General features: G+C 73.4%; 21 protein-coding genes. 7 read left to right on the top strand and 14 right to left on the bottom strand.

The genetic code is table 11. The annotated features are described in order from the left end of the window. Positions 1-4 precede the first annotated feature (4 nt). The 12 genes from ACMATS_RS04200 to ACMATS_RS04145 all read right to left on the bottom strand — a co-directional run bounded on the left by ACMATS_RS04200 (position 5) and on the right by ACMATS_RS04145 (position 15,854). Complete coding sequence (locus ACMATS_RS04200) at positions 5-883, bottom strand: alpha/beta fold hydrolase (RefSeq protein WP_414166924.1); 879 nt, start codon at positions 881-883, stop codon at positions 5-7. Further along, entirely contained in the window at positions 880-1,836 is a 957-nt protein-coding gene (locus tag ACMATS_RS04195; RefSeq protein ID WP_414166923.1) for a VlmB-like protein, read from the bottom strand. The genes ACMATS_RS04200 and ACMATS_RS04195 overlap by 4 nt, the downstream gene beginning before the upstream one ends. Before the next feature lie 48 nt (positions 1,837-1,884). Beyond that, positions 1,885-2,898, bottom strand: a complete 1,014-nt coding sequence (locus tag ACMATS_RS04190; RefSeq protein ID WP_414166922.1) for a bifunctional lysylphosphatidylglycerol flippase/synthetase MprF — start codon at positions 2,896-2,898, stop codon at positions 1,885-1,887. Continuing rightward, positions 2,895-3,356 (bottom strand): hypothetical protein, encoded by a 462-nt coding sequence (locus ACMATS_RS04185; protein WP_390778789.1) that lies wholly within the window; start codon positions 3,354-3,356, stop codon positions 2,895-2,897. Before ACMATS_RS04185 ends, ACMATS_RS04190 begins: the two co-directional genes overlap by 4 nt. After that, entirely contained in the window at positions 3,356-3,799 is a 444-nt protein-coding gene (locus tag ACMATS_RS04180) for a type II toxin-antitoxin system RatA family toxin (protein WP_414166921.1), read from the bottom strand. The genes ACMATS_RS04185 and ACMATS_RS04180 overlap by 1 nt, the downstream gene beginning before the upstream one ends. A 1-nt stretch (position 3,800) precedes the next feature. Further along, positions 3,801-5,051: an aspartate aminotransferase family protein gene (locus ACMATS_RS04175; protein ID WP_414170653.1), complete on the bottom strand. Its 1,251-nt coding sequence runs from the start codon at positions 5,049-5,051 to the stop codon at positions 3,801-3,803. A 61-nt stretch (positions 5,052-5,112) separates the two neighbouring features. Further along, positions 5,113-6,255 (bottom strand): acyl-CoA dehydrogenase family protein, encoded by a 1,143-nt coding sequence (locus ACMATS_RS04170; RefSeq protein ID WP_414166920.1) that lies wholly within the window; start codon positions 6,253-6,255, stop codon positions 5,113-5,115. Then, positions 6,255-7,868 carry an aldehyde dehydrogenase family protein gene (locus ACMATS_RS04165; protein WP_414166919.1) on the bottom strand — a complete coding sequence of 538 codons (1,614 nt, stop codon included), beginning with the start codon at positions 7,866-7,868 and terminating at the stop codon, positions 6,255-6,257. Before ACMATS_RS04165 ends, ACMATS_RS04170 begins: the two co-directional genes overlap by 1 nt. 7 nt (positions 7,869-7,875) lie before the next feature. Then, on the bottom strand, positions 7,876-10,608 hold the full coding sequence (locus ACMATS_RS04160; RefSeq protein ID WP_414166918.1) for a beta-ketoacyl synthase N-terminal-like domain-containing protein: 2,733 nt from the start codon (positions 10,606-10,608) through the stop codon (positions 7,876-7,878). Beyond that, positions 10,601-13,735: a non-ribosomal peptide synthetase gene (locus ACMATS_RS04155; protein ID WP_414166917.1), complete on the bottom strand. Its 3,135-nt coding sequence runs from the start codon at positions 13,733-13,735 to the stop codon at positions 10,601-10,603. The genes ACMATS_RS04160 and ACMATS_RS04155 overlap by 8 nt, the downstream gene beginning before the upstream one ends. Before the next feature lie 53 nt (positions 13,736-13,788). Beyond that, positions 13,789-14,568 (bottom strand): SDR family NAD(P)-dependent oxidoreductase, encoded by a 780-nt coding sequence (locus tag ACMATS_RS04150; protein WP_390778795.1) that lies wholly within the window; start codon positions 14,566-14,568, stop codon positions 13,789-13,791. 80 nt (positions 14,569-14,648) lie between these two features. Beyond that, the gene (locus tag ACMATS_RS04145; protein WP_414166916.1) at positions 14,649-15,854 is read right to left on the bottom strand and encodes an aminotransferase class I/II-fold pyridoxal phosphate-dependent enzyme; all 1,206 of its coding nucleotides are present in this window, start codon (positions 15,852-15,854) and stop codon (positions 14,649-14,651) included. A 563-nt stretch (positions 15,855-16,417) separates the two neighbouring features. Here ACMATS_RS04145 and ACMATS_RS04140 point away from each other — a divergent pair. After that, positions 16,418-16,921, top strand: coding sequence for an SRPBCC family protein (locus tag ACMATS_RS04140; protein ID WP_390778797.1), 504 nt, complete (start codon positions 16,418-16,420; stop codon positions 16,919-16,921). A gap of 27 nt (positions 16,922-16,948) precedes the next feature. Next, a complete protein-coding gene (locus tag ACMATS_RS04135; RefSeq protein WP_414166915.1) occupies positions 16,949-17,995 on the top strand; it encodes a fatty acid desaturase family protein in 1,047 nt (348 codons plus the stop codon). Here the strand turns inward: ACMATS_RS04135 and ACMATS_RS04130 are convergent. Continuing rightward, positions 17,931-18,539: a TetR/AcrR family transcriptional regulator gene (locus ACMATS_RS04130; RefSeq protein WP_414166914.1), complete on the bottom strand. Its 609-nt coding sequence runs from the start codon at positions 18,537-18,539 to the stop codon at positions 17,931-17,933. The genes ACMATS_RS04135 and ACMATS_RS04130 overlap by 65 nt on opposite strands. Positions 18,540-18,717: 178 nt before the next feature. On the opposite strand from ACMATS_RS04130, the gene ACMATS_RS04125 reads away from it, so the two are divergent. The 5 genes from ACMATS_RS04125 to ACMATS_RS04105 all read left to right on the top strand — a co-directional run bounded on the left by ACMATS_RS04125 (position 18,718) and on the right by ACMATS_RS04105 (position 23,333). Next, complete coding sequence (locus ACMATS_RS04125; RefSeq protein ID WP_390778800.1) at positions 18,718-19,545, top strand: alpha/beta fold hydrolase; 828 nt, start codon at positions 18,718-18,720, stop codon at positions 19,543-19,545. A 52-nt stretch (positions 19,546-19,597) separates the two neighbouring features. Continuing rightward, complete coding sequence (locus ACMATS_RS04120; protein ID WP_414166913.1) at positions 19,598-20,890, top strand: YhgE/Pip domain-containing protein; 1,293 nt, start codon at positions 19,598-19,600, stop codon at positions 20,888-20,890. 173 nt (positions 20,891-21,063) lie between these two features. Next, positions 21,064-21,393, top strand: coding sequence for a hypothetical protein (locus tag ACMATS_RS04115; RefSeq protein ID WP_390778802.1), 330 nt, complete (start codon positions 21,064-21,066; stop codon positions 21,391-21,393). A gap of 75 nt (positions 21,394-21,468) precedes the next feature. Beyond that, on the top strand, positions 21,469-22,080 hold the full coding sequence (locus ACMATS_RS04110; protein ID WP_414170652.1) for a transglycosylase SLT domain-containing protein: 612 nt from the start codon (positions 21,469-21,471) through the stop codon (positions 22,078-22,080). A 98-nt stretch (positions 22,081-22,178) separates the two neighbouring features. Then, on the top strand, positions 22,179-23,333 hold the full coding sequence (locus ACMATS_RS04105) for a methyltransferase (protein WP_414166912.1): 1,155 nt from the start codon (positions 22,179-22,181) through the stop codon (positions 23,331-23,333). Here the strand turns inward: ACMATS_RS04105 and ACMATS_RS04100 are convergent. Beyond that, a complete protein-coding gene (locus ACMATS_RS04100; protein ID WP_390778804.1) occupies positions 23,323-24,018 on the bottom strand; it encodes an ester cyclase in 696 nt (231 codons plus the stop codon). The genes ACMATS_RS04105 and ACMATS_RS04100 overlap by 11 nt on opposite strands. Between the last annotated feature and the right edge of the window lie 11 nt (positions 24,019-24,029).

Raw genomic sequence — 24,029 nt, 5'->3', positions numbered from 1 at the left:
GTTCCTATCCGTCCGTTCGTTCGGCGATCCATTCGCCGATGCGTGCGGCGAGCGGACCGCCGGCCCGGGCCCAGCGCACGTGGTCGACCCGCGCGCCGTCCTCCGGGGCGAAGTGCCAGCGCTCGACGGAGCACGACGCCAGCTTGGCGCACAGCCGCTCCACCGCACCCACCGGCGCGAGCGTGTCCCCCGCGACCGAGACGGCCAGCACCGGCAGTTGCACCTGTGCCATCCGCTGCTCGTACGCGATGTCGGCACCGGACGGCCGGAAGCGGCCCGTGCGGCCGATCCTCGCCCAGTCCCGGATCAGCCGGCCCGGCTGCCGCCCCGCGAATCCCAGCCGGTGGCCCGGGAAGTAGCCCCACAGCGTGGCGACGGCCGCGGCGAACTGGGTGCTCAGCAGCACCCGCAGGGCCCCGGCGCCGGGGAAGCCGCGGAAGTGCACCGACCCCGCGGCCACGAACAGCAGCCCGGCCACGCCCTTGGGTTCGCGCGCCGCGTACAGCGCCGTCACCTGGCCGCCGATGCTGTGGCCCAGCACGAACAAGGGCACATCCGGGCCGAACCGCTCCCGCGTCGCGGCCACCACGGCCGGCCAGTCCCGCGTGGCCAGTTCCTGGTAGCCGTACCGGGAGCCGCGCCCCGGACGCGGCCCGCTCTCGCCCTGGCCGCGCAGGTCGGCGGCGACCGTCGCGATGCCCAGCCCCGCCAGTTCGGCGCAGAACGGCGCGTAGTACGACGCCTTCACGGCGAACGCCGGCCACAGCACGACCACCGCCCGCGGCTCCGCGGCGGGCACGGTGACCTGCGCCACCACCCGGGCCGCGGCGCCGCCGGGCAGCGGCACCACCAGCCGTTCCGGCTCCTGCGGCGCGGCGTTCACCGGGCGGCCCCGTCCAGCAGCATGTACGCCAGACGCGCGTCCTGCGTCTCGCGGGACCAGCGGTCGGCCGCCTCCATCCGCTCCTCGACGCCGGTGTCGACCAGCCTGCGGCCCGGCCAGATCTCGTAGTCGCCGACCAGGTGCCCGTGTTCGGCGAGGCCCTGCTGGAAGAGCGTCTCCCGGCGGAACAGCACCTCGGCCATGGGCAGCTTCTCCCACAGCCGGCGCCCCTCCTCGATGATCTCCAGCAGTCGCGGCCGCTCCCCGGGACGCTCCGTCAGGTACTGCCGCACCACGGAGCTGCCGACCGCGAGATGGCGTATCTCGTCCATGTTGGCGCCCCGCTCGACCAGGGCCGCGGACGGGTCCAGCGGGCGCCACTTGCGCTCGCTCAGCTCGGCGGCGGGGGCCAGGATCCCCTCGACCAGCACGGTCAGCACCAGCACGCCGCCGTGGAAGTCGCCCTGGTCGCGCAGCACCCGGAGGCCGAACTCCTCCAGCGGATCGAGCACGGCGGCCGCCGAGGTCGCCGCCGTCCGGGCCACCTCCGCCGCCAGCTCCTCCTCGGAGACGTCCACCCGCAGCAGGTGGTCCCGGAACGCCCGGGCGTGCCGCGCCTCGTCGACCAGCTGCGTGGCGAAGAACTCCAGGCAGTCCCGCCCGGGGGCGTGGTACACGAGGAACGACAGCGCGCGGGTGGCCTTCTCCTCGGCCAGGTGCCGGAAGGTGAACTCGTCCACGAGCGCCTCGCGCAGCGGCCCCGGACGGCGCACGGCCTCCGTCGGACCCGCGTCCGCCACCGAGCCGTCCGCGAGGCGGCGCAGCATCGTCCCGGCGACGTGCTCGAACCAGTACGGCAGGGCGCACTGCTGCGCGGTCAGCTCCAGGGTGCGGGCGCCCTCGAGCACGCTCGGGGCGCGGTCCCAGTCGGCCTCGACGGGGAGTTGGGTCATGGTGTGCCTTCCTCGGAATCGGGGTGGTCGGTGGCGGGGCTGTGCCGGTCACACGGCGCCGGTGGTGCGCAGCAGGTGCCAGACGGCGGACGGGCGGACGCCGCCCTGGAAGGCGGCGTACTCGGGATCGACGGTGTGCGGCGCCCACTTGAGCTTGAACGCCTCCTGGGTGCGGGCCGGGTAGACGGCCCGCCCGTGCTGGGCGACCAGCCGCAGCGCCCGTGTCAACAGTGGACCGGCGGCGGGCGGTTCGTGCACGTCCGCCAGCCCGGCGAACGGGGTCAGCCCCAGGTGCAGCCACTGCGCGCCCTCCTCCCGGAACCGGGTCAGGGCGGTGAGGTTGACCAGCTCGACGGTGCCGACCGGGGCCTGCGGGGAGCGGCGGGTCAGGTCGTACAGCCAGCCGGGCCGGGCACCCCACACCGGGGAGTAGGTGAGGTACCCGACCGTCCGGCCGTGCCGCCGGGCCAGGAACGTGCGGCGCAACGGCCCGGCGGGGCCGCCGCGTTCGCCGACGAGGAACGCCAGCTCCTTCACGTGCCGGCCCTTCGCCCGCAGCCACGCGGTGTCGACGGCGTCCAGCTCCCGCCGGTCGCCCGGGTCGCCGGGATCGGTCTCGACGACGGTGACCCCCTCGCGGCGGGCCCGGTTGACGTTCTGCCGCACCTTGGCCAGCGCCTTGCCGCCCAGGGTGAAGCGGCCCAGGTCGATCCCGTACGTGCTGCCGATCTGGTTCACCGAGAAGCCGCGCTCCGCGTACAGCGTGACGTCGTCCCGGCCGACCTGGGCCGCGGTCAGCAGCGGCGGGCGCCGCCCGCCCCCGGACAGGTGCGCCAGGAACTCGTCCAGCAGCGCCCCCCGTTCGCCCGGTGCGGCGAACGGGCCGCCGAACTGCACCACATGACGCCGCCCGGGCCGGTAGGCGATCAGACCGGGCACCTTCCGGCCCGTATAGCGACCGGTGTCCCGGTTCAGGGCGAGGGCGGCGCTGGGGTGGTCGGCGTGGGCGCTCAGCAGGTCCACCGCGCGGGCCGTGGCCGACGGCGCGGGCGGGGCGCTCACCCGCGGCTCCCGGCGGGCCGGCCGGCCAGGGCCGCCTCGAAGTCGGTGAACGCCGGGTGCGCCTTGGGCTCGAACTCGACGGAGAACGGCTTGAGGAAGTTGCCCAACAGGCCGCGGTCGCCGCACAAGTGCACCGGCACGGCCAGCAGCGCCCACTCCCAGCCCCACAGCGACACCCACAGCCCCACCACCGCGGCGGCCGTCAGCCAGCTGTGCATGGTGTTGTAGAGGACGTAGTAGACCCGGGAGATCTCACCGCCCTTGGCCCGGTGGTGGGCGACGGCGCCGGGCAGGTAGCCGATCACGTCGATGTAGGCGAAGAGCGCGGCGGCGGCAGGCCAGTTCACGTCCCGCCAGTGCCACAGCAGGAGCCCCGCGCTGATCGCCAGCCCCACGGTGTACTCGGCGCGCAGCAGCCGGTAGGTGACCGGTGACTCGAACCGGTTCGCGGCGTCCATCAGTCGGCCTCCCGGTCCAGCAGGGCCCGGAGGATGCCGGTGATGGTCTCGCGCAGCACCCGCTCGGCCACCGGGTCGATGATCCCGGCCAGGCTCGGCAGCCCGAAGTCGAACTTCGCGGAGAAGCGCACCACACTCGCGCCCGCGCCGTCCGGACGGATCTCCCACTGGCCGTCGAACGTCTCGAAGTCGCCCTCGGTCTGGCCGAAGGTGATCGTCAGCGCGGTGTCGTCGAAGACGTCCTCCTCCGACCAGCACAGCACGCCGTTGCGGAAGTCCACCTCCCAGTCGCTCAGCAGGGGCCTGCCGGCCTCGGCCGGGTGCACCGTCACCTTCCGCACGGCGGCCACGAGTTCGGGGTAGCGCGCGAAGTCGCGCACCCGGTCGTAGGCCTCCTGGGCGCTCGCGCCCACGGCCCGGAATTCCAGCTCGACCGATCGCATCTCAGTTGCTCCTCGTCCGTGCCGCCGGCACACGGGATGGTTCGGGGAAGCGCTCGCCGAGCGCCCGGGCGGCGCCCGCGACCGCCTCCGTCAGTTCGCCGGCCTCCGCATCGGTGAGCACGGCGGGAGGGGTGAAGCGCACCACGGAGTGCGCGTTGAGGGAGTGGTTGACGATGACGTTCCGCTCCAGCAGCTCCAGCAGGAACTCCCCGGCACCGCCCGCATCATGGAACTCCACCCCGATCAGCAGACCCACCCCGCGGACCTCGCGGACCAGGTGCCCGCAGTGCTCCGCGACCAGCGCGCGCAGCCGCTCCAGCAGCAGGGCGCCGAGCCGCTGCGACCGTTCCACCAGGCCCTCGTCCTCGATGACGGCTATCGCCGCCGCTGCCGCGGCCATGGCGATCGGGGCCGCCGAGAAGGTGGAGGTGTGCACGAAGGGGTCCCGGTCGAAGGCCGCGAACGCCTGCGGGGTGGCGATGGCCGCGGCCACCGGCACCACGCCGCCGCTGAGCGACTTGCCCGCCAGCAGCACGTCCGGGACCACGCCCTCGCGGTCCGCGCCCCACCAGCGGCCCAGCCGGCCGAGCCCGGTCATCACCTCGTCCAGGACGAAGAACGCCCCGGTCGCCCGGCACACCGCGGCCACCTCCCGCAGATAGCCCTCCGGCGGGACCACGACCCCGGCCTCGCCCTGCACCGGCTCCACGATCACCACGGCGTCCGAGCCGTCGTCGCCGATCACCCCGGCCAGCGCGGCCGCGTCCCCGTAGGGCACGTGCACCGTGTCCGGCAGCAGCGGCAGGAACGGGTCCTGGTAGAGCGGCTTGCCGGTGGCGGACAGGGCGCCGAGCGTCTTGCCGTGGTAGCCGCCCACCGTCGAGACGATCCTGCGGTGGCCGCGGCTGCGCGCCAGCTTCAGGGCCGTCTCGACGGCCTCCGCTCCCGAGTTGGTGAAGTGCACCCGCTCCAGGCCCTCCGGCGCGACCCGGGCCAGCGCGGCGGCGGCCCGGGCGGCCACCGGCTCCAGCAGCAGCCGGGTGGCCAGCGGATGGGTGCGCACCTGGTGCTCGACGGCCGCCACGACGCGCGGATGGCAGGCGCCGGTGAGGAACACGCCGTAGCCGCCCGCGTTGAGGAACTCCCGCCCGTCGGAGGTGCGCACCCGCGAGCCGGACGAGGCGACCTCGACGTGCCCGCCGAACATCTCGCCGAGCTTGCCCCGGCCCCGGCTCAGGTGGGCCTTGTACATGCCCGCGACCGACGCACCGGTCACGGAGTTCTGTGCTGTCACTGCCGATCTCCTCCGTTGTTCACTGCACCCGCAGCGGTGCGCCCGCGTGGTGGTCGACCAGGGCCTGGGCGGTGCTCGACCGGGACGGCGGGTGGAAGGCCAGGGCCCGGCTGACGGCGAGCAGGTGCCCGATGTCGGGGGCCGTGGCGAAGGCGAGCCCGCCCAGCAGTTCGGCCGCCCGGTCGGCGGTGTCCACCAACAGCTCCTGCACCGCGTAGCGGGCGGTGAGCGAGGCGGCCAGCTCCTCGTTGCCCACCCGGCCGTCGTCGACCCTGCGGGCCACGTGCTCGGCCAGGGCCGCGGCCGCCTCCATGCCCGTGATCAGCGCCGCGCGGTCCGTGGCGGAACCGCGCCCGGCGGCCAGCGCGGTCTCCGTGAGCCGGGCGACCGCGCCGGTGTAGGCCGAGGTCACCAGCAGCTCGAACCAGACGAAGCCGACGGTCTGCAGGGTGTCCAGGCCGGTGCCCAGCTCCGTCTGCGTGCGCAGCATCAGCTCGCCGGGGACGAACACGTCCTCCAGCAGCACCTCGTCGCTCTCGGCGCCCGCGAGGAACGGCGCCTCCCAGAACGGCCGCCTGCTGATGCCGGGGGAGTCCGCCGGAACCAGGGCGACCCCCAGTTCGCTCCCCTCCCCGCCGTCCGCGGCGGGCAGCGCGACGCCCGCGGTGAGCAGGTTCATCGAACGGGTCAGGCTGCACGGCTTCTTGGAGCCGTTGACCAGGAACCCGCCGTCGACGGGCCGCGCCGTCACCGACGCGTCCAGGATGCCGGACCCGGTGCGGCCCTCGGCGAAGCCCGAGGCGACCAGCAGCCGGTCCCGGGCGATGCCCTCGATGAGCATCCACTCCAGGCCGCTCGCATCCGCCGAGCCCACCAGCGCGACCAGGCTCGCCACCGAGAAGTTGTGCATGGCCGTCGCCACCCCGAGCGAGGGCGACAGCGCACCCAGCGCCCGGCCCACGCGGACGGCCTCCAGCGCGCCCGCCCCGCCGCCCCCGTACACGCCCGGGATCAGCAGCCCCGGGCCGCCGGCCCGGCGGAAGGCGTCCAGCCCCGGCCCGCCGGGCGCCTCCAGCACCGGCAGCGGCACACCGCCCAGTTCCCCGGCCAGGCCGGGCAGGAACTTCTCGCACGCCTCGCGTGCGCTGTCCATGGTCCGCATCAGACGGTCGCCTCCTCGGCAGGGTCCCCGAACACCGCGGCGCTCGGCCGCCGTACGTTCCGCGCCACGCTCACGCCCTGCAGGTGCGAGGTGCGCAGCACGGGGTAGTTGGCCTCGCCGCCGGGGCCGCCGGTCAGGCCGGTTCCCCCGTGCGTGGGCAGGACGGGCAGGAAGCCCACGTGCGAGTCGTTCACCTTCAGCAGGCCCCCGTTGCGCACCCCGGCGAGCCACCGGTCCACGACCGAGTCGTCCGAGGTCCACAGGGAGTTGCGCAGCCCGTACGCGTTGCCGTTGACGAACGCCACGATCGCGGCGAGCAGTTCGTCGTCATCGGTGCCGTCCTCGGGGACGACGACGGGCAGCAGCGGGAAGAACGTCTCGTGCCGCACGGCGTCCAGGTCGCGGGAGCCCTTGAGCCCGTCGACGCGCAGGACGGTGGGTTCGAGGAACAGCCCGCCGGTGTCGTCCTGTTCGCCGTCGACGTCCAGCCTGCGCCCGCCGGCCACGAGCCGGGCACCGCCCGCCAGGGCCTGGTGCAGGACGTCGAAGAACCTGTCGGTGCGCAGCACCGGGGACAGCAGGGCGTCGGCGGCCTCCGGGAAGCCCGGGCGGATGCGGCGGGCCCGCTCGCACAGCTTCTCCAGCAGCGCGTCGGCGATCCGCGGGTGCACCACCGCGCAGTTGGGCACCATGCAGATCTGGCCGGAGCCCAGGAACGACTCGGCGAGCGCCTCGGCCGCCAGGTCCAGGTCCGCGTCGTGCCACACCACGCAGATGTCGTTGCCGGCCAGTTCGAGGACCGGCTTCTTGCCGTGGGCCACGCACGCGGCCCCGAAGGCGATCCCCTGCTCGCTGCCGCCGAAGTACATGATGTCGTCCACCAGCGGGTCCTCCAGCCACTGGTCCAGCGTGGCCCGCGCATCGGAGCAGAGGACGGACAGGGCCGCGGCGGGCGCGCCCACCGCCTCCAGCGCCGGTGCGATCAGCTCGCGCAGGACGTGCATCACCCCCAGGGGGGCACTGCGCGGCGCCCGGACCACCAGGGCGTTGCCCGCGGCGAGCACCCACACCCCCAGCAGTGCGTTGGCGACCGTGGCGTTCTGCGGCGGGTTGAGGCACACGACGCCGTCGGCCACCCGGCGCACGGTCAGCTCCCGTTCGGCGGTGCGCACCCGGTGCTCCAGCTGCCCGGCGAGGAACTCCCGGGTCTGCGCACCGGTGTTGGCGATCATCCCGGCCGCCTCCCAGCGGGCCAGGGACCGGGGGTGGCCCTCGGCGATCATCAGCTCGACGATCTCGTCGTGCTTCTCGCGGACGAGGTCGTGGAAGACCTCGATCAGACTCATCCGGGTGGCGAGCGGTGCCGTGGACCACTCGGCGGCGGCGCGGGCGGCGGAGCGGACCGCCGCCTCGACGTCGTGCCGGTCGGCCACCGCGCAGCGGCCGATCACCTCGTCCCCGGCCTCCTCGGGCCGGATCCGGCCCTGCTCCAGGCCGCGCTTGAGGCGGAAGGAGCCGAAGAAGTCGCGGAGCATCGCCGAGGCCCGCACGGTGTAGACCCACTGCTGCGCGGGGTGTTCCCGCCCGTCGATGTACGAACCGTAACTCAGCACGGCGTTCTCACCGCTCTCCGTCGTAGCGGGCCACGGCCTCGTCGAAGGCCGCGCCGAGGCGGGTGATGTGGTCGCCCTCGTCGAACATCGTGAAGTGGTCGCCCGGGACCTTGGTGACCGACAGCTGTCCCGTGATGTGCTGCTGCCACAGCGACTTGTCGCGCGCCGTGATCCGCAGCGCGTCCAGCAGCGCGGCGCCCTCGGCCTGCTCCGCCTGCAGCAGCACGATGTCCCCCGTGAACCTGCGGTCCGGGTAGTAGCCCTTGAGCAGGTCGTGGTTGTGCTGCCACACCGCGAGGAAGCCCCGGTCGAGCAGCGTCTGCGGGTCGGTGCCCCGCAGCGCGGCCGACTCCAGCAGCAGCGGGAACGCCGCCTCGAAGTCCTCGGCGTCCACGTGCCCGCCCACGTAGCTCTCCGGCACGTGGGCGTCGAGCAGCACCAGGTGCTCCACCTCCTGGCCCGCCTGCTGGAGCTGCAGCGCCATCTCGAAGGCGACGTTGCCGCCGAAGGAGTACCCGCCGATGCGGTACGGGCCCTCCGGCTGCTCGTCGCGGATCCGCGCCACGTACAGCGCGGCCAGGTCCCGCAGGGTGCCGGGCTGCCGGGCGGGGTCGGACGGAAAGGACAGCGCCGCGAGGGGCGGCGTGGAGCGCGAGTGGGCGGCGAGCCTGAAGTAGAGGAAGTTGGTGCCGCCCGCGGGGTGGACGAGGTAGGCGGTGCGGCCCTCGCCCTCCCGGATGCGGGTGATGCCGCTGTGCCGGGACGCGCCGCCGGCGAGCGCGGTGCGCAGCTGCCCGGCCATCTGGTCGGGGGTGCGCAGCTGCTCGAACTCGTCGATGTCCAGCGCGACGCCGAACAGGTCGCGCAGCGAGCTGACGATCTCGACGGCGAGCATGGAGTCGCCGCCCAGGTCGTAGTAGTCGTCGTCGGGCGCGATCCCCTCCATGCCCAGGTGGGACTCCAGGACCTCGATGACGCGCTCCAGCAGCCCGTCCTCGGCCCCGTCCGCCACCGGGACGGCGGCGGGTCCGGGCTCCGGGGCGGCCGGTGCCTCGCGGCGGGGCGCGTCCGGTGCGATCCAGTGCCGCTCCGGCCGCAGCGGGTATCCGGGCAGGGAGACCTTGCGGGCGGGGCCGGACTCCCAGGCCGTTGCGGGCAGTTCGCCGTCGCGTGCGCCGCCGTCGAGCAGGGCGTCCAGGCCGGCGCGCAGTTCGTCGCCGGTCGCGGCGGTGAAGACGTGCCCGAAGGTCATCCGGGACCGGCCGGTGTGCAGCGTGTACGCGATGTCGCGCACCGCGGCCGCGCCTTCCGCGCCCGCCACGGCGTCCCGCAGTGCACGGGCCGAGGCGGTCAGCGCCTCCTCGTCCTTGGCCGAGAGCACGACCGGGAACCGCGTGCCGGGCTCCGGGTCGGGCAACTCGCCGGCCGGGGGCGCCGCTTCGAGCACGGCGTGGGCGTTGGTGCCGCCGAGCCCGAAGGAGCTGACGGCCGCCGCGCGCAGCGGCTCCACGGTGCGGTCCACGGCCGTGGCCGGCACGGTGAAGGGCAGGTCGGCGGCGTTCAGCAGCGGGTTGGGCTCGGTGAAGTTGATCTGCGGCGGCACCGTCCGGTGGTGCAGGGCGAGAGCCGCCTTGATCAGCCCGGTCACCCCGGCCGCGGCGTCCAGGTGACCGATGTTGGCCTTGACGCTGCCGATGAGGCAGCCGGGGGCGGGGCCGCCCGCCGCCCGGTAGGCGGCGGCCAGGGCGCCCAGCTCCAGCGGGTCGCCGACGGCGGTGCCCGTACCGTGGGTCTCGACGTACCCGACGGCGTCGGCGGGCACGCCGGAGGCCGCCAGGGCGGCCTCGATGCAGGCCCGTTGGCCGGCCGGACCCGGCGCGGTGAAGCCGATCTTGTCGGAGCCGTCGTTGTTGACGGCGGTCCCGCGGACGACCGCGTAGACGCGATCGCCGTCGGCCAGGGCGTCCTCCAGCCGCTTGAGGACGACCACCCCGCAGCCGTTGCCCTTGACCGTGCCCGCGGACCGGGCGTCGAAGACCCGGCAGTGACCGTCCCGGGAGAGGATGCCGCCCTCCTGGTAGGCGTAACCCGACGTCTGCGGGAAGGTGATGCTCACCCCGCCCGCGAGCGCGGCCCGCACCTCGCCGCGGGCCAGCGCCGCGCACGCCAGGTGCACGGCGGTGAGAGAGCCGGAGCAGGCGGTCTGCACACTCATGCTCGGACCGCGCAGGTCGAGCTTGTACGACACCCGGGTCGCCAGGAAGTCCTTGTCGTTGCCGAGCAGCACCGGGTACGACAGCGCCGCATCGGCGTACTCGGCGGAGCGCAGCACGTTGGCGAGCAGATAGGTGCTCAGGCTGCCGGCGGCGAACACCCCCACCGGTCCGCTGCCGGCGCCCGGTGCCAGCCCGGCGTCCTCCAGGGCCTGCCAGGCGCAGGTCAGGAAGACGCGGTGCTGCGGGTCCATCAGGCGCGCGTCGCGCTGGGTGACGCCGAAGAAGCCGGCGTCGAAGAGGTCGGCATCCGCCAGATCGGCGCCGTAGGGAACCCGGTTCGGCGCGGCCGCCTCCTCCTCGGACAGCCCGGCATCCGCCAGCTCCTGCGGGGTGAAGCGGCGGACCGCCTCCGCGCCGCCCGTCAGCTGCTCCCAGAAGTCCCCGATGTCCGCGGCGCCGGGGAAGCGCCCGGCCATGCCGACGACGGCCACCGGGCCGTGCCCGGTCGGTGCCTGCTCAGTCATTGATCGTCCCCCGTGCGGTGTCGATGTGTGCGGCCAGCCGCCGCACCGTGGTGTGCGAGAAGAGCTCGATCATTTCCAGCCCCGGGGCGGCCAGCGCCTCGCGGAGCAGCCGGTGCACCTCGACGACGTGCATCGAGGAGCCGCCGATGTCGAAGAAGTTGTCGTCCGGCCCGAACGCGACGCCCGGCAGCACCCGGTTCCACACCGCGCGCACCGCCTCCTCGGTGGACGCCGAGCCGGAGGCTGTCCCTTGCTGCCCTTCCTGCACAGCTTCCGCGGCTGCGGCGGGCCAGGGCAGGGCCGCCTCGTCGACCTTGCCGTTGATGGTCAGCGGCAGCGCGGCGGTCCGCACGATGCGGGCGGGCACCATGTACGCGGGCAGCCGCTCGCGCAGCATCTGCCGGACCGCGGCGTCGTCCGGCACGGCCGGGCCGGCCGCGAAGGCCACCAACTGCGGGTGCTCCGGGTCGCGTTCGTCCAGCCGCACCGTGCACTCGCGGATCCCGTCGACCGCCAGCAGGGCGGTCTCGATCTCGCCCAGCTCGATCCGGAAGCCGCGCAGCTGCACCTGCTTGTCGATCCGCCCGAGGTGGACGAGCGTCCCGTCGGGGCGCACGGCGCCGAGGTCGCCGGAGCGGTAGACCCGCTCGCCGCCCCGCAACGGGAAGCGCTCCGCGGTCAGTTCGGGGCGGCCGAGGTAGCCCGCGGTCACGCCGGCGCCGCCCACGACCATCTCGCCGGGCACCCCGGGCGGGCAGACGTTGCCGTCCTCGTCGACCACGGTGACGGTCAGGTCGGGCAGCGGGCGCCCGATGGCCGAGGCGGTCTCGCCGCGGGCGTACTCCGGGGTGACGGCGTGGTGGGTGACGTGCACGGTGGTCTCGGTGATCCCGTACATGTTCACCAGCCGCGCCCGCTCGCCCATGATCTCGTACCAGGGCAGCAGGGCGGAGTAGCGCAGCGCCTCGCCGCCGAAGACCACGGTCCGCACGGCCAGCCGCCCGGCGTCCTCGGGCGTGAGGACCTTGAGCAGCTGGGAGAAGGCGGACGGCGTCTGGTTGAGGACGGTGACGTGCTCCCGGACCAGGAACTCCTTGAACGCGTCGGGCGACTTGGCGCAGGTCTCGGGCACCACGGCGAGCGTGCCGCCGTACAGCAGTGCGCCGAAGATCTCCCACACGGAGAAGTCGAAGGCGTAGGAGTGGAACAGGCTCCAGGTGTCCCCCGGCCCGAAACCGAAGTGCCGCTCGCTGCCGCGCATCAGCCGCATCACATTGCGGTGGGTGACCTGGACGCCCTTGGGGCGCCCGGTGGAACCCGAGGTGAAGATGACGTACGCGCAGGTCTCCGGGTCGTCCCCGGCGTTCCCGGCCGCAGGGCGCTCCCCTCCGGCGCCCGGGGCCAGGAGTTCGCCGGAGGCGAGGGAGCGCAGGCCCGAGGACGGCCAGTGCACCTCGTCCTCGACGACCGCGATGCCCTCGGGGAAGGCCGTCAGGATCTGTTCGATCCGGGCGGCGGGGGAGTGCGGGTCCAACGGCACATACGTCTTGCGGGCCTTGAGCGTGCCGAGGATGACGGCCACGAGGTCCGTCCCGCGGCGCATGGCGATGCCGACGTGGCTGCCCGGCACCTGTTCCGTGAGCCGCCGGGCCACGCGGTCGGCGCGCTCGTCGAGTTCGGCGTAGGTGAGCGAGCCGTCCTCGGCGCGGACGGCCGTGCGCCCGGGGTGCCGGCGCGCGGTCTCCTCGAACCAGGCGGCCAGCGAGGCCGGAACGGCGAGCGGCTCCTGCCCGGCCTCCGGGTTGACCAGGGCGAACAGCCGTGCCTGTGCCGCGGGCGGGAGCGCGGGGATGTCCTCCAGGCGGCGCTTGGGGTCCTCGGCGGCCAGCTCCACGACGTGGTGCATCACGGCCAGCGGGTCGGTGGCCCACTGCTCGTCCGAGCACTCGACGTTGACCGCGAAGGCCGCACCGTAGTCCTCGACGTTCATCGACAGGGGGTACTTCACCAGACGGCGCGGCAGCGGCAGCGACTCCACCGTGCTGCCGGGCAGCCGGATCTCCAGCGGCTGCTTGTAGTAGGTGAAGGCGTTGTCGGTGGCCAGCAGCCCGCTGCCGATGCGCGGGGCCGCCTCACGGGCGGCGGCACTCAGGTCGAGGTCCTGGTGGCGCAGCATGCCGACGCTGGCGGACTGCACGGTGCGCAGCAGGTCCTCGAAGGTGCCGTGCGCACGGAGGTCCACGGCCAGGGGCAGGGTGTTGACGTAGTAGCCGAACGCCTGCCGCTGGCGCAGGCCGCGGCGGTTGGCCAGCGGGATCCCGGCGACCAGGGTGCGGCCGCCGGTCACGCGGGCGTAGGTGACCAGGTAGGCGGCGAGGAAGAAGGCGAACGGCGTGCAGCCGAGCTCCTTGGCCCGGGCGCGGACGGCGGCGCTGAGCTCGTCGCCCAGCTCCAGCCGGCGTTCCTCGCCGCGCAGGGCGCCGCCCGTGGTCCGGCGGCCCCGGAGGCGGTCGTCGCCGAGCGTGGTGAGGTGGCCCAGCCGCTCGCGGAAGAACTCCACGGCCGCGGGCGAGGGCGCGGAGGGCTGCACCAGGGCGGCCGGGTCGTCCTCGCACGCGGGGGAGAGGGCCGCCTGCGGCTCGGCGTAGAGGCGTTCGAGTTCGGCGACGAAGTTGAAGAAGCTGTAGCCGTCGTTGACCAGGTGGGAGAAGAGCAGCGTGAGGTAGACGGCCTCGTCGTCCCGGTAGATGCGGAAGTCGTACTGCCGGGGTGCGTCGGGCGGCAGCGGGGTGTCGGCCTGCTCGGTGAGCAGCCGGGCGACCTCCGTGCGGGCGTCGCCCGCGAGCACGGTGACCGGTACGGCCGCGGCGGGGTCCGCCGGGTCCTCCGCGGGGCGGCGGTGCACGGCCCGTACGGTGCCGGCGTGGTGCTCGAAGGCGGTGTTGAGGGCGCGGATGCCGGCGCCGAGGCGGCCCAGCACGGTGCGCAGGCGCTCGACGTCGACGTCGCCGGTGATGCGGAACGCGCCGCAGAGGTTGAAGGACGCGTCGTCGGGGAAGAGCTGGGCGTGCGTGTGCAGCTTGAGCTGTGCCGGGGTGGCCGGCGGGGCGGCAGAGACAGCTGTCATGAAAAGTCCCCCATGAAATGGTTCTTCTGTGCCGTGGTGCGATGACCCGTGGTTCAGTGCGCAGGCCCGCTGATGTCCCACGCGAACTTCCGTGAGAGCGCGCGCGGCAGGTGCCGCAGCCCCCAGGCGGCGATCTTGTAGCGGGAGCTGGGGATGCTGAGCACCTTGCCCCGGCGCAGGTCCTGCAGCGCCGTGCGGGCTACGTCGTCGGCGTCGAGCCAGAGCCAGGCGGGCGGGAAGGTGGTGGGGATGCCGGCGCGCTGGTGGAACTCGGTCCTGGTGTAGCCGGGGAGCAGGGCCGTCATCCGGATGCCCGCGGAGCGGACCTGCCGGGACGTGGCCAGGGACTCGGTGAAGCCGATGATCCAGGCCTTGCTCGCCGGATAGGTGGAGCTCAGCCAGGCGGGGCCGAGCCCGGCGACGCTGGCGACGTTGAGGATCGCGCCCGAGCGGCGCTTCGTCATCTGCTCCAGGGCGGCGTTCGTGAGCCGCAGCACCGCGCGGACGTTGAGGTCGAGCAGTCTCTCCTCGGCCTCGATCCCGGTGTCGAGGAAGGGGCGTTCGTAGCCGATTCCGGCGTTGTTGACGAGGAGGTCGACGGCGGGGTCCCCGGCGAGCCGGGCGGTGACGGCGGCGCAGCCCTCGTCCGTGGTGAGGTCGGCGGGGAGCACGTCGACACGGGTGCCGTGGCCCAGGGCCAGGCGGGCGGCGTGCCGTTCGAGGTCGGTGCCGGACCGGGCGACGAGCACCAGGTCCCAGCCCTGTTCGGCGAGGGCCCGGGTGAAGGCCTTCCCCAGGCCTGCGGTGGCTCCGGTGACGAGTGCGGTGGGCATGCTTCAGCTCCGGTGGGTGGGGCCCCGTAAGGGGCGCGGGGAACTGCGCGACCAGCCGAAGACGGCCTGCAGTCGACGCACTACCTGGTGGCTCGGGGCGCCGTGCCTTGGCCGGGCACGCCCAGCACCCGCTCCCGGACCGCGGCGAAGCCGCGGAGGGCGCGGTCCAGCTGGGCGCGGGTCTGCACCGCGGTGTAGCTGGTGCGCAGGCGCGGGGAGGCGGCGGGCGGCAGCACGGCGTTGACGTACACGCCCTGGTCGACCAGGAGTTGCCAGGCCCGCAGGGTGGCGAGCTCGTCCCCGGAGCCGACGGGCACGATGGGCGTGGTGCTCGCGCCCACCTCGTAGCCCAGCGCGGCCAGTTCGCGGCGCATGAAGTCCGCGTTGTCCACGACGCTGCTGCACCGCCAGGGTTCGGCGCGCAGGATGCGCAGCGACTCCAGGGCGGCCGCGGCGTTGGCGGGGCTCGCGCTCGCGGAGAACATCAGGCTGCGGGCGTTGTGGCGCAGGTAGTCGATGACGTCCTCGTCGCCGAGGACGGCCCCGCCGATGGAGCCGAAGGCCTTGGAGAAGGTGAGGGTGATCAGCGGCACCCGGTCGGTGAGGCCGAAGTGCGAGCAGGTGCCGCGGCCCTTGTCGAGCACGCCCGCCCCGTGGGCGTCGTCGACGAGGAGCGTGGCGCCGTACTCCTCGCAGACGCGGACCAGTTCGGGCAGCGGGCAGAGGTCGCCCTCCATGCTGTAGACCCCGTCGACGATCACCATGCGGCCGCCGCGCCCGGGGAGCCGGTCGAGCTTCGCGGCGAGGGCCGCGGTGTCGTTGTGCGCGAACCACTGGATCCGGGCACGGCTCATCCGGGCGGCGTCGATGAGCGAGGCGTGCGCCTCCTTGTCGACGAACAGGGTGTCGCCCGGGCCGCACAGGCCCGCGACGGCAGCGAGGTTGGCCTGGTAGCCGGTGGTGAGCATCAGGGCGGCCGGCTTGCCGAAGAAGGCGGCCAGCTCCCGCTCCAGGCGGTCGTGCAGTTCGAGGTTGCCGTTGAGGAAGCGCGACCCGGTGCAGCCCGCGCCGTGCCGCAGGGCGGCCTCGGCGGCCGCCTCGGTGACCCGTGGGTCGGTGCTCAGTCCGAGGTAGTCGTTGGACCCGCACATGACCACTTCCCGGCCGTCCGCCAGGCGTGCCGTGCCCGCGTCGCGGCCGTCGAACGCGAGGAAGTACGGATACAGCCCGCTCTCCCGCGCCGTACGTGCCCTGGTGTAGGCCGCGCACTTGTCTATGACGCTCAACTTCTCACCTTTCGGTGGTCTGGGAAAAAGGCATGGAGGTGCCCTGGCGAGGAATACGGACGACGATTTCCTGAACGACCCTGCCGAGAATGTCGGACAGTGTGGTCAATTCCCGTTCGGCCGCCGCGCCGGGCGGCGGGGAAAAGGTGTCGTGGTATTGCCGGGGCCCCACGGATTCCTCGTGGAGTGGCGCCATCAGTGTGCCCGGGCGCCCTGACGGCGACGGAAGGCGGGTGCGGCGCAACAGCGCGCAACGGAGATCGCAGCGGCGACCTTGATCATTATTTCCCCCATGTGTGACTCGCCCGCGCCGGCAACGTTGCAGATCACACCAGTTGCCCCCGTTGGCAGCGGGCCGACCGCCCCGGAGCGGCCACCCTGGGGGCGGCCACTCGGAACGATCCGACTCGTTCCAAACCTACGGTCGGGCCGGGAGCCCGTCAAGTGAAGATCGCGTGAACGGGGCGACAGGAAAAGGCTGTTGCGGATTCCGGTTACCGCCGGATATTTTCTGCGGGCGCCGAACGGAACATGACCGGCCGTCAAGGAACCGGAGGTTATCGATGGCACGTCGGTGGACGGTGGAGGAAAGTATCCTGGTGAACGCCCCGCGGGAGCGGCTCTATTCGGCCGTCGCCGATGTGCGGGCGATGGGGAGATGGAGCCCGGAATGCCGCGCGGTCTGGGTGCCGCGCCCGCCCGTTCGCACCGGCCGGGGATTCGTGGGCTTCAACAGGAAGGGCCCGTTCGTCTGGTTCACCTGGTGCCGCGTCGTCCGTGCCGAGCACGCGCGGGAGTTCGCCTTCGACGTGAGCACCTTCGGGCTGCCGGTGGCCCGCTGGGGCTACCGCTTCGAGCCCGTGGCGGACGCGGGCGCCGAGGGCGCCGGGGGCGGGGGAACGAAGGTCACCGAGTACTGGCAGGACCTGCGCACCGGCCCCGGCGCCCGGTTCACCGAACTCCTGGGTCTGGTCTTCACCGGCACCCCGGCCGGCCGCCGGGCCGACGCCAACCGGACCGGCATGCGCACCACTCTGCGGCGGATCAAGGACGCTGCGGAGCGCTGACACACGTCACGAGAGGGGCAGCAGCCCATGGTTTCCACTCCCGGTGCGGAGTCCTTCGCCCCGCTCCAGGCCGCCGTGCGCGAGGCCGGGCTGATGCGGCCCCGGCACGGCTGGTACGCCGCGAAGTTCGTCACCAACTCCGCACTGCTCGGCGGCTCCTGGGCCCTGTTCGCCCGGCTCGGCGACTCCTGGTGGCAGCTCGGCACGGCGGTGCTGCTGGCCTTCGCCTACGGGCAGACCGGGCTGCTCGGCCACGACGTCGGCCACGGCCAGGTCACCCGCAGCCGCCGGGCGATGGACGTGCTCGGCCTGGTGCACGGGAATCTCTTCCTGGGCTTCAGCTACGGCTGGTGGATGAACCACCACACCCGCCACCACAGTCACCCCAACCACCTCGACCTCGACCCGGACATCCTGCGCCGGGTGGTCGCCTTCTCCCCGCGCCAGGCCGAGGGCGCATCCCGCCTGCGCGCATGGGTGATCCGCCATCAGGCGGCCCTGTTCTTCCCGCTGTTGAACCTGGAGGGGCTGGGCCTGCGGATCGGATCCGTCCTCGCCATCCGGCGCGGGACCGTCCGCCGGCCGCGCACCGAGACCGTCCTGCTGGCCGTGCACGCCGTGCTCTATGCCGCAGCGGTCCTCGCCGTCCTCGGCCCGCTGCGCGCCGTGCTCTTCGTCGCCGTCCACCAAGGGCTGTTCGGGGTCTACCTGGGCTGCGTCTTCGCGCCCAACCACAAGGGGATGCCCGTGCGCGACGGTGCGGACGAGCCGGACTGGCTGAGCCGGCAGGTGCTCACCTCGCGCAACATCCGCAGCACCCGCCTGCACGACTTCTGCTACGGCGGGCTCAACTACCAGATCGAGCACCACCTCTTCCCTGGCCTGCCGCGTCCCGCGCTGCGCGCGAGCCGCCCGATCGTCAGGGCCTACTGCGCCGAACGCGGCCTGGACTACTACGAGGTGTCCGCCGCCCGCTCCTACCGCGAGGTGCTCCGGCACCTGCGCACGGTCAGCGACCAGGCCGGGCGGAGCGCTGCGCCGCCTGCCCGACCCCGTCCGTCAGCAGTCCGATGAGGTGGTCGGTGAAGGACGCGGCCACCGGCTCGCGCCGCACCAGCACCCGCATCCACAGCGCCCCGGCCATGGCGTCCACGAGCGGCGCCGGATCGAAGTCCGGTGACAGCTCGCCGCGCTGCACGGCGCGCTCGAAGACCGGCCGGTGGCGGCCGAAGCGGTCGTCGAGGAACGAGACCACCAGCTCCCGCATGGCCTGATGGCGGACCGCCCCCACCAGAGCCGACTCCACCACGGCCCGCCTGCGTTCGTCGCTCAGCAGCCCCTGCACCTGACCGGCGATCGCCTCCAGGTCGCCGCGCAGGCTCCCGGTGTCCGCGTCCTCGAACTGCATGGCGGGCGCGTGCAGCAGGGCGTCCCGCAGCAGTTCGGACTTCGAGGGCCACCAGCGGTAGATGGTGGTCTTGTTCACCCCGGAGCTCTGGGCCACGCCCTCGATCGTCAGCGCGTCGTAGCCGCGTGCGGCCAGGAGCCCGAGGGTGGCCGTGAAGATCTCGGCCTTGCGGCGGGGGCCGCCGCCGGCCGGTGCCGGGTTCCTGGTCATGGCTGTGCGCTCCGTTCTCGCTCCGGTGGGTCTCTGCTGCATCCTCCCGGCTTCCCGCGCGGAAGCGAAAAGCAACGCAACGTTCTGTTGCGAATCTAGCCCGGCGCTCTCTACGATCGCAACGCACCGTTGCGTTGCCTTGTTGTGGAACGGCCGGCACTCGGGAGACGGAGACACGATGACGAACGGGTTGAGCCAGGCCCCGGGCCTCCCCGGGATCTGGACGGCAGGACCGGACGACGCCCCGCCGCTGGTGCTCGTCCACGGCATCCGGCTCTCCGCCCGGATGTGGGACCCGCACGCCGCCCGGCTCACCCCGCGGTTCCGCATCACCGCACCCGACCTCCCGGCCCACGGGGCCCTGCAGGGCGAGCAGTTCACCCTGGAGGACGCGGTGGCCCGCGTGGACGCCGCCGTGACGGAGGCCTCCACGGCCACCGGGCGGCGCCCCCTGGTCGCCGGCACCTCCCTGGGCGGATACGTCGCCCTCGCCTACGGCGCGGCACACCCCGACCGCACCGCCGCGCTGCTCGTGCACGGCGCCACCGCCCGGCCGGAGCGCTTCACGGGCCGGGTGTACCGCACCGCGGCCCGGGCCTTCGAGAAGCTGGGCCCGGAGCGCACCGCGCGCCTCTCCGACCGGGCACTGCACCGGCGGCTGCCGCCCGACAGCTACGCGGCCGTCATGTCGGGCGGCCTGGCCGTCCGCGCCTTCCCCGAGGTCGTCGGGGACCTCACCCGCCGTGACTTCCTCGCGGTCGCGGCCCGCGTCCGCGTCCCCCTCCTGCTCGTCAACAGCCGCAGCGACCGGCTGTTCCGCGCCCAGGAGAAGACGTTCCTGCACGTCGTGCGGGAGTCGGGCACCTATGTCCGGCTCTGCCACGTGAACGGGCACCACACGCTGTCGATCAGCGACCCCGTGACGTTCGCCCGACTGCTGGAACGCGGGCACCGTCACCTGTCGGAGGCGGTGCCCGCGGCGTTCGACCGCCCGGCCCGAAGCTGACCCGCCCCCGTCCTCCACCGACGTCCTCCACCGACCGAAAGGCGGCCCCGCAGTGCGGGCAAGCACTCTCTGGAAACAACCCCGTACCTGGGTTGTCGTCGTCATCGGCGGCCTGCTGGCCGCCCTCAGCACCATCGCCTACCTCGGCCCCGCCTCCGACCCCCAGGGCCGGCTGCACGACCTGCCCCTGGTCCTCGTCGACCAGGACCAGGGCGCCCGGCTCCCCGGCGGCACCGACGTCCGGCTCGGCCAGGACGTCACCGCACGCATCCAGGCGGCCGGCCACCAGGACGGGCGCGTCGCGTGGCGCACCGTGCGCTCCCGCGAGGAGGCGCAGAGGATCCTCACCTCGGGCGACGCCTACGCCGCGCTCGTCGTGCCCCAGGACTTCAGCCGCGCCGCGCTCTCGCTCGTCGCCCCCGGCGGCCGGCCCCAGCGCCCGGCCATGACCGTCCTCACCAACGAGGGTTCCGGCGGCCTCGCCTCCTCGATGGGCGAGAAGGCGGCCCGCCAGGCGGCCGCCGCCGCATCCGCCGGACTTGGCACGACCCTCGCGGAGCGCGCCCGCTCCGGCCCGGCCGCACCCGGCGCCGACCGCCTGGTCCTGCTCCAGGACCCGGTACGGGTCCTCGCCGAGCCCGCCCGGCACATCTCCGGCGCCACGGCGGGCGGCTCCATCTCCGTCTACATCACCATCGCCCTGCTCATCTCCGGCCTGCTGCCCGCGATCCTGCTCACCACCGCCGTCGACGCGGGCCTCGGCTACGCCCCGCTGGAGGTCGGCCCGCGCCGCGTGATGAACCCCGTGATCGGCATCGCCCGCTCCACCACCTTCCTCGCCAAGGCGGGCACCGGCGTCGTCATGGGCTTCGTGGCCGGCAGCGCGGTGGACGCCGTCGCGGTGTGGGGCGTCGGCGTCGAGCCCGACCGGCCCGTGCAGCTGTGGCTGTTCTGCGGCGCCGCGTGTGCGGCGGTCACCCTGCTGACGCTCGCGCTGTTCGCGGTCTTCGGCACACCGGGACAGGTCCTCGCGCTGCTGCTCGTCACCCTGTTCGGCATCCCCATGTCCGGCGGCACGATCCCGCTGGAGGCCCAGCCGCGGTTCGCTGACGCGGTGGGTGGGGTGCTGCCGGCCCGTCATGTGACCGACGGCATCCGCTCGTTGGTCTTCTTCGACGGCCGCGGATCGGGCCTCACACAGGCCTGCGCGGTGCTGGGGGCCTACGGGCTCGGTGCGCTCGTCGTGGGCTATGTGGTCTCGCGGCTGTACGACCGGCGGGGCTGGACCCGGGCCACTGAGCACGAACTCGCCCACCCCGAGGCGGTGGTGGCCGTGGCGGGCTGACGCCCCGTCCGGCCCCGCGCCGGTGACGGTCCTGCCCGCGGCGCGAAAGCATCGAAACATTATTGCTGGATTGCGCAAAGGTGCAATCATTGCTGCGGGGCGCAAGTCGATGCGCCTGGCTCGATGAGTTCCCCGGTCGACGGCGGAGAGGTGCGCGGCATCCGGAGCGACCCATGTCGGGCGAATACGGGCGAAGGAAGGTGCCGCAGGTGCCGCGGGGCAGCACACCGTCAACAGGCAGCAGGAACATCCGGATCGGCGCGGCCGTGGCCGAGATCGAGGGCCTCTACACCGCGCTGCGGTCCGCGGGCCAGGGCGGGCACCGCGACCGTCTCCTCACCGAGCTCGCCCAGGCCGGGCGGCGCCTGACGGAGCTGGCCCTGAGCCAGCCGTCGGACCGGACCGTCATGGTGCCGTCCCGCTCGCGCTGGCGCCGCCGCCGGGTCCTCGCCGCCAAGGGGGCGGGCTGGATCGCCGCCCGGACCTCCCGACGGACGGGCTGATCCCGCGCCGGCCCGTCCGGCATAATCGGCAGTCGAGGAGGCCAGGTGAGGACGAAGCACGGTGCCCGATGGGCCATGGCGGCAGCGGTCGTGTGTGCCCTGACGTCATGTTCCGGCCATGATCCAGCACCTGCGTCGTCCCCGGCCGCCGGCGCGGGCACCCCGTCGCCGAGCGCCGACCCCGGCAAGCCGCGGGCCAACGAGGATCCGTCCCACTACGCCGCGCCCGTCGCCAAGTACGCGGCGCAGGCGGGGATCCACCCGCAGCTGCTGATGGCCGTCCTCTACAACGAGTCCTACAAACCCCACGACCCCGACTTCCAGCGCGCCTGGCAGAAGATCAAGCCGGACGCCGCGTTCGGGATCGCCAACATGCACAAGGCCGCCTTCGACGAGACCAAGCAGGGACGGGACTTCGCGCACCGCGACTGGCAGGAACTGCCCGACGACACGAACCTGGCCGTCGAGGCCGCCGCGTGGTTCCTGCACGACCTCGCAGGGCAGCTGCCCGACCACTGGTCCGGCTCCTACACCAAGGACGAGCTGCTCGCCCTCGGCTACAACGCCGGCGGGGGCAACATGGCCGCCTTCGCCCGCGGGGCGAAGCCCGGCGCGGACGCGCAGACGTATCTCGACCGGCTCCGCACCAACTGGTCCACGGCGGCCGCGGCCCTCAAGAAGTCCTGAGAAGCCCCGAGGAGTCCCGAGGAGTCCTGACGGCGCGGCGGCGGACGCGGAGTGCGGCCGTCCGGCGGCGGAGCGCACTCGGTTAGCCTGAGGGCACAATGAACTGCTTCACGACGCCCTGGGGCGAACTCGACCTCGCCCGCTTCCCCGAAGACCCCCGCGACACGCTCCGCGCCTGGGACGCCGCCGACGAGTACCTGCTGCGGCACCTGAAGGGAATCGACGGGGACCCGGTGGACCTGTCGGGCACCGTGGCCGTCGTGGGCGATCGCTGGGGCGCCCTGGTGACCGCGCTCGCCGCGCACCGCCCCGTGCAGATCACCGACTCGTACCTCGGGCAGCAGGCCACCCGCGCCAACCTGGCCCGCAACGGCGTCGCCCCGGACACGGCGCGGCTGCTGACGACGCAGGACACCCCGCCGGACCGGATCGACGTGCTGCTCGTGCGCGTCCCCAAGAGCCTCGCGCTCCTGGAGGACCAGCTGCACCGCCTCGCCCCCGCCGTCCACGAGGGCACCGTCGTCGTGGGCACCGGCATGGTCAAGGAGATCCACACCTCGACGCTCCGGCTCTTCGAGCGCATCCTCGGCCCCACCCGGACCTCCCTGGCCGTGAAGAAGGCGCGCCTGATCTTCTGCACCCCGGACCCCGCGCGCACCCCCGGCACCAACCCCTGGCCGCACACCTACACCCTGCCCGCCGGCATCGGGGCGGCCTCCGGGATGACCGTCACCAACCACGCGGGCGTCTTCTGCGCCGAACGTCTCGACATCGGCACCCGGTTCTTCCTGGGCCACCTGCCGCACCGCCAGGGCCCGGACCGCGTGATCGACCTCGGCTGCGGCAACGGCGTGGTCGGCACGGCGGCGGCGCTGGCCAACCCCGCCTCCACGGTGACGTTCGTCGACGAGTCCTTCCAGGCGGTGGCCTCCGCGGAGGCCACCTTCCGCGCGAACGCCGGGGCCGCCGCCACGGCGGAGTTCCGGGTGGGCGACGGCCTCGCGGACGTTCCGGCGGGCTCCGCGGATCTGGTCCTCAACAACCCGCCGTTCCACTCGCACCAGGCCACCACCGACACCACGGCCCGGCGCATGTTCGCCGACTCCCGCAGGGCGCTGCGCCCCGGCGGCGAACTCTGGGTCGTCGGCAACCGCCACCTCGGCTACCACGTGACGCTCAAGCGCATCTTCGGCAACTGCGAACTCGTCGCCGGCGACCCCAAGTTCGTCGTCCTGCGCGCCGTCAGACGCTGACCCCCAACTGCCGCAGCAGGCCCAGCCGGTCGTAGGTCCACCAGGCCTCCTCGATCCGGCCGTCCCGGAAGCGGAACTCGGTGACACCGGTCATCTCCACCTGGCGGCCGGTCGGCGGGACATCCATGAACGTGCCCCGGTGGGTGGCCCGCCAGGTCCAGCGGATGCAGACCCGGTCGGCCTCGGCCAGCTCGCTGTCCAGCGTGAACCGGAAGTCGAAGGCCTGCCGCCAGTCGGCGATGTCGCTCTTCAGCGGCTCCGTGCCGATGACGCTGGCGGCCTCCTTGCCGACGTCGTGGTGCCGGTAGTCCGTGAGGAACAGCTCGTCGACCAGGGAGAGGCGCCCGTCCGAGGCGACCTCGTCGAAGAACCGGCGCGCGGTCGCCTTGTTGAGCCGGTCCTCCCGGACGACGTCGAGATCCGTGAACGTCGGCATGCCGTCGCAGAGCGACACCATCTCCTCGAAGATCCGGTTGGTCTCCGGGAGATTGGAATTGCTCATGGCCTTTTCGTAGGAGGGGAATTCGATGATCTCCACGTAATGGTCCGGTTCCGTGTGGTCCCGGCCGACGAGGGAGTGGGTGGCCGTGCGCTTCCCCTCGGTCTGCTCGACCCAGGCGTCCAAGAGGCGGTTCATCTCGGAGTATTTGCTGGTTCTGCAGTCGATTACCTGGACGAATGTCATGACACATCGCC

Origin of the sequence: Streptoverticillium reticulum (assembly GCF_047456005.1) — a bacterium.
Lineage (GTDB): Bacteria > Actinomycetota > Actinomycetes > Streptomycetales > Streptomycetaceae > Streptomyces > Streptomyces reticulum.
Note: the sequence above shows the minus strand (reverse complement) of the source record. Positions and strands in the feature narration are given on the sequence as shown.

What these genes read in the sequence shown, in the direction of transcription:
- ACMATS_RS04160 (WP_414166918.1), bottom strand. Translation starts at nt 10,608, where the DNA reads ATGACTGAGCAGGCACCGACCGGGCACGGCCCGGTGGCCGTCGTCGGC.
- ACMATS_RS04175 (WP_414170653.1), bottom strand. Translation starts at nt 5,051, where the DNA reads ATGTACAAGGCCCACCTGAGCCGGGGCCGGGGCAAGCTCGGCGAGATG.
- ACMATS_RS04140 (WP_390778797.1), top strand. Translation starts at nt 16,418, where the DNA reads ATGGCACGTCGGTGGACGGTGGAGGAAAGTATCCTGGTGAACGCCCCG.
- ACMATS_RS04100 (WP_390778804.1), bottom strand. Translation starts at nt 24,018, where the DNA reads ATGACATTCGTCCAGGTAATCGACTGCAGAACCAGCAAATACTCCGAG.
- ACMATS_RS04125 (WP_390778800.1), top strand. Translation starts at nt 18,718, where the DNA reads ATGACGAACGGGTTGAGCCAGGCCCCGGGCCTCCCCGGGATCTGGACG.
- ACMATS_RS04130 (WP_414166914.1), bottom strand. Translation starts at nt 18,539, where the DNA reads ATGACCAGGAACCCGGCACCGGCCGGCGGCGGCCCCCGCCGCAAGGCC.
- ACMATS_RS04170 (WP_414166920.1), bottom strand. Translation starts at nt 6,255, where the DNA reads ATGCGGACCATGGACAGCGCACGCGAGGCGTGCGAGAAGTTCCTGCCC.
- ACMATS_RS04105 (WP_414166912.1), top strand. Translation starts at nt 22,179, where the DNA reads ATGAACTGCTTCACGACGCCCTGGGGCGAACTCGACCTCGCCCGCTTC.
- ACMATS_RS04150 (WP_390778795.1), bottom strand. Translation starts at nt 14,568, where the DNA reads ATGCCCACCGCACTCGTCACCGGAGCCACCGCAGGCCTGGGGAAGGCC.
- ACMATS_RS04185 (WP_390778789.1), bottom strand. Translation starts at nt 3,356, where the DNA reads ATGGACGCCGCGAACCGGTTCGAGTCACCGGTCACCTACCGGCTGCTG.
- ACMATS_RS04115 (WP_390778802.1), top strand. Translation starts at nt 21,064, where the DNA reads ATGTCGGGCGAATACGGGCGAAGGAAGGTGCCGCAGGTGCCGCGGGGC.
- ACMATS_RS04195 (WP_414166923.1), bottom strand. Translation starts at nt 1,836, where the DNA reads ATGACCCAACTCCCCGTCGAGGCCGACTGGGACCGCGCCCCGAGCGTG.
- ACMATS_RS04110 (WP_414170652.1), top strand. Translation starts at nt 21,469, where the DNA reads ATGGCGGCAGCGGTCGTGTGTGCCCTGACGTCATGTTCCGGCCATGAT.
- ACMATS_RS04155 (WP_414166917.1), bottom strand. Translation starts at nt 13,735, where the DNA reads ATGACAGCTGTCTCTGCCGCCCCGCCGGCCACCCCGGCACAGCTCAAG.
- ACMATS_RS04180 (WP_414166921.1), bottom strand. Translation starts at nt 3,799, where the DNA reads ATGCGATCGGTCGAGCTGGAATTCCGGGCCGTGGGCGCGAGCGCCCAG.
- ACMATS_RS04135 (WP_414166915.1), top strand. Translation starts at nt 16,949, where the DNA reads ATGGTTTCCACTCCCGGTGCGGAGTCCTTCGCCCCGCTCCAGGCCGCC.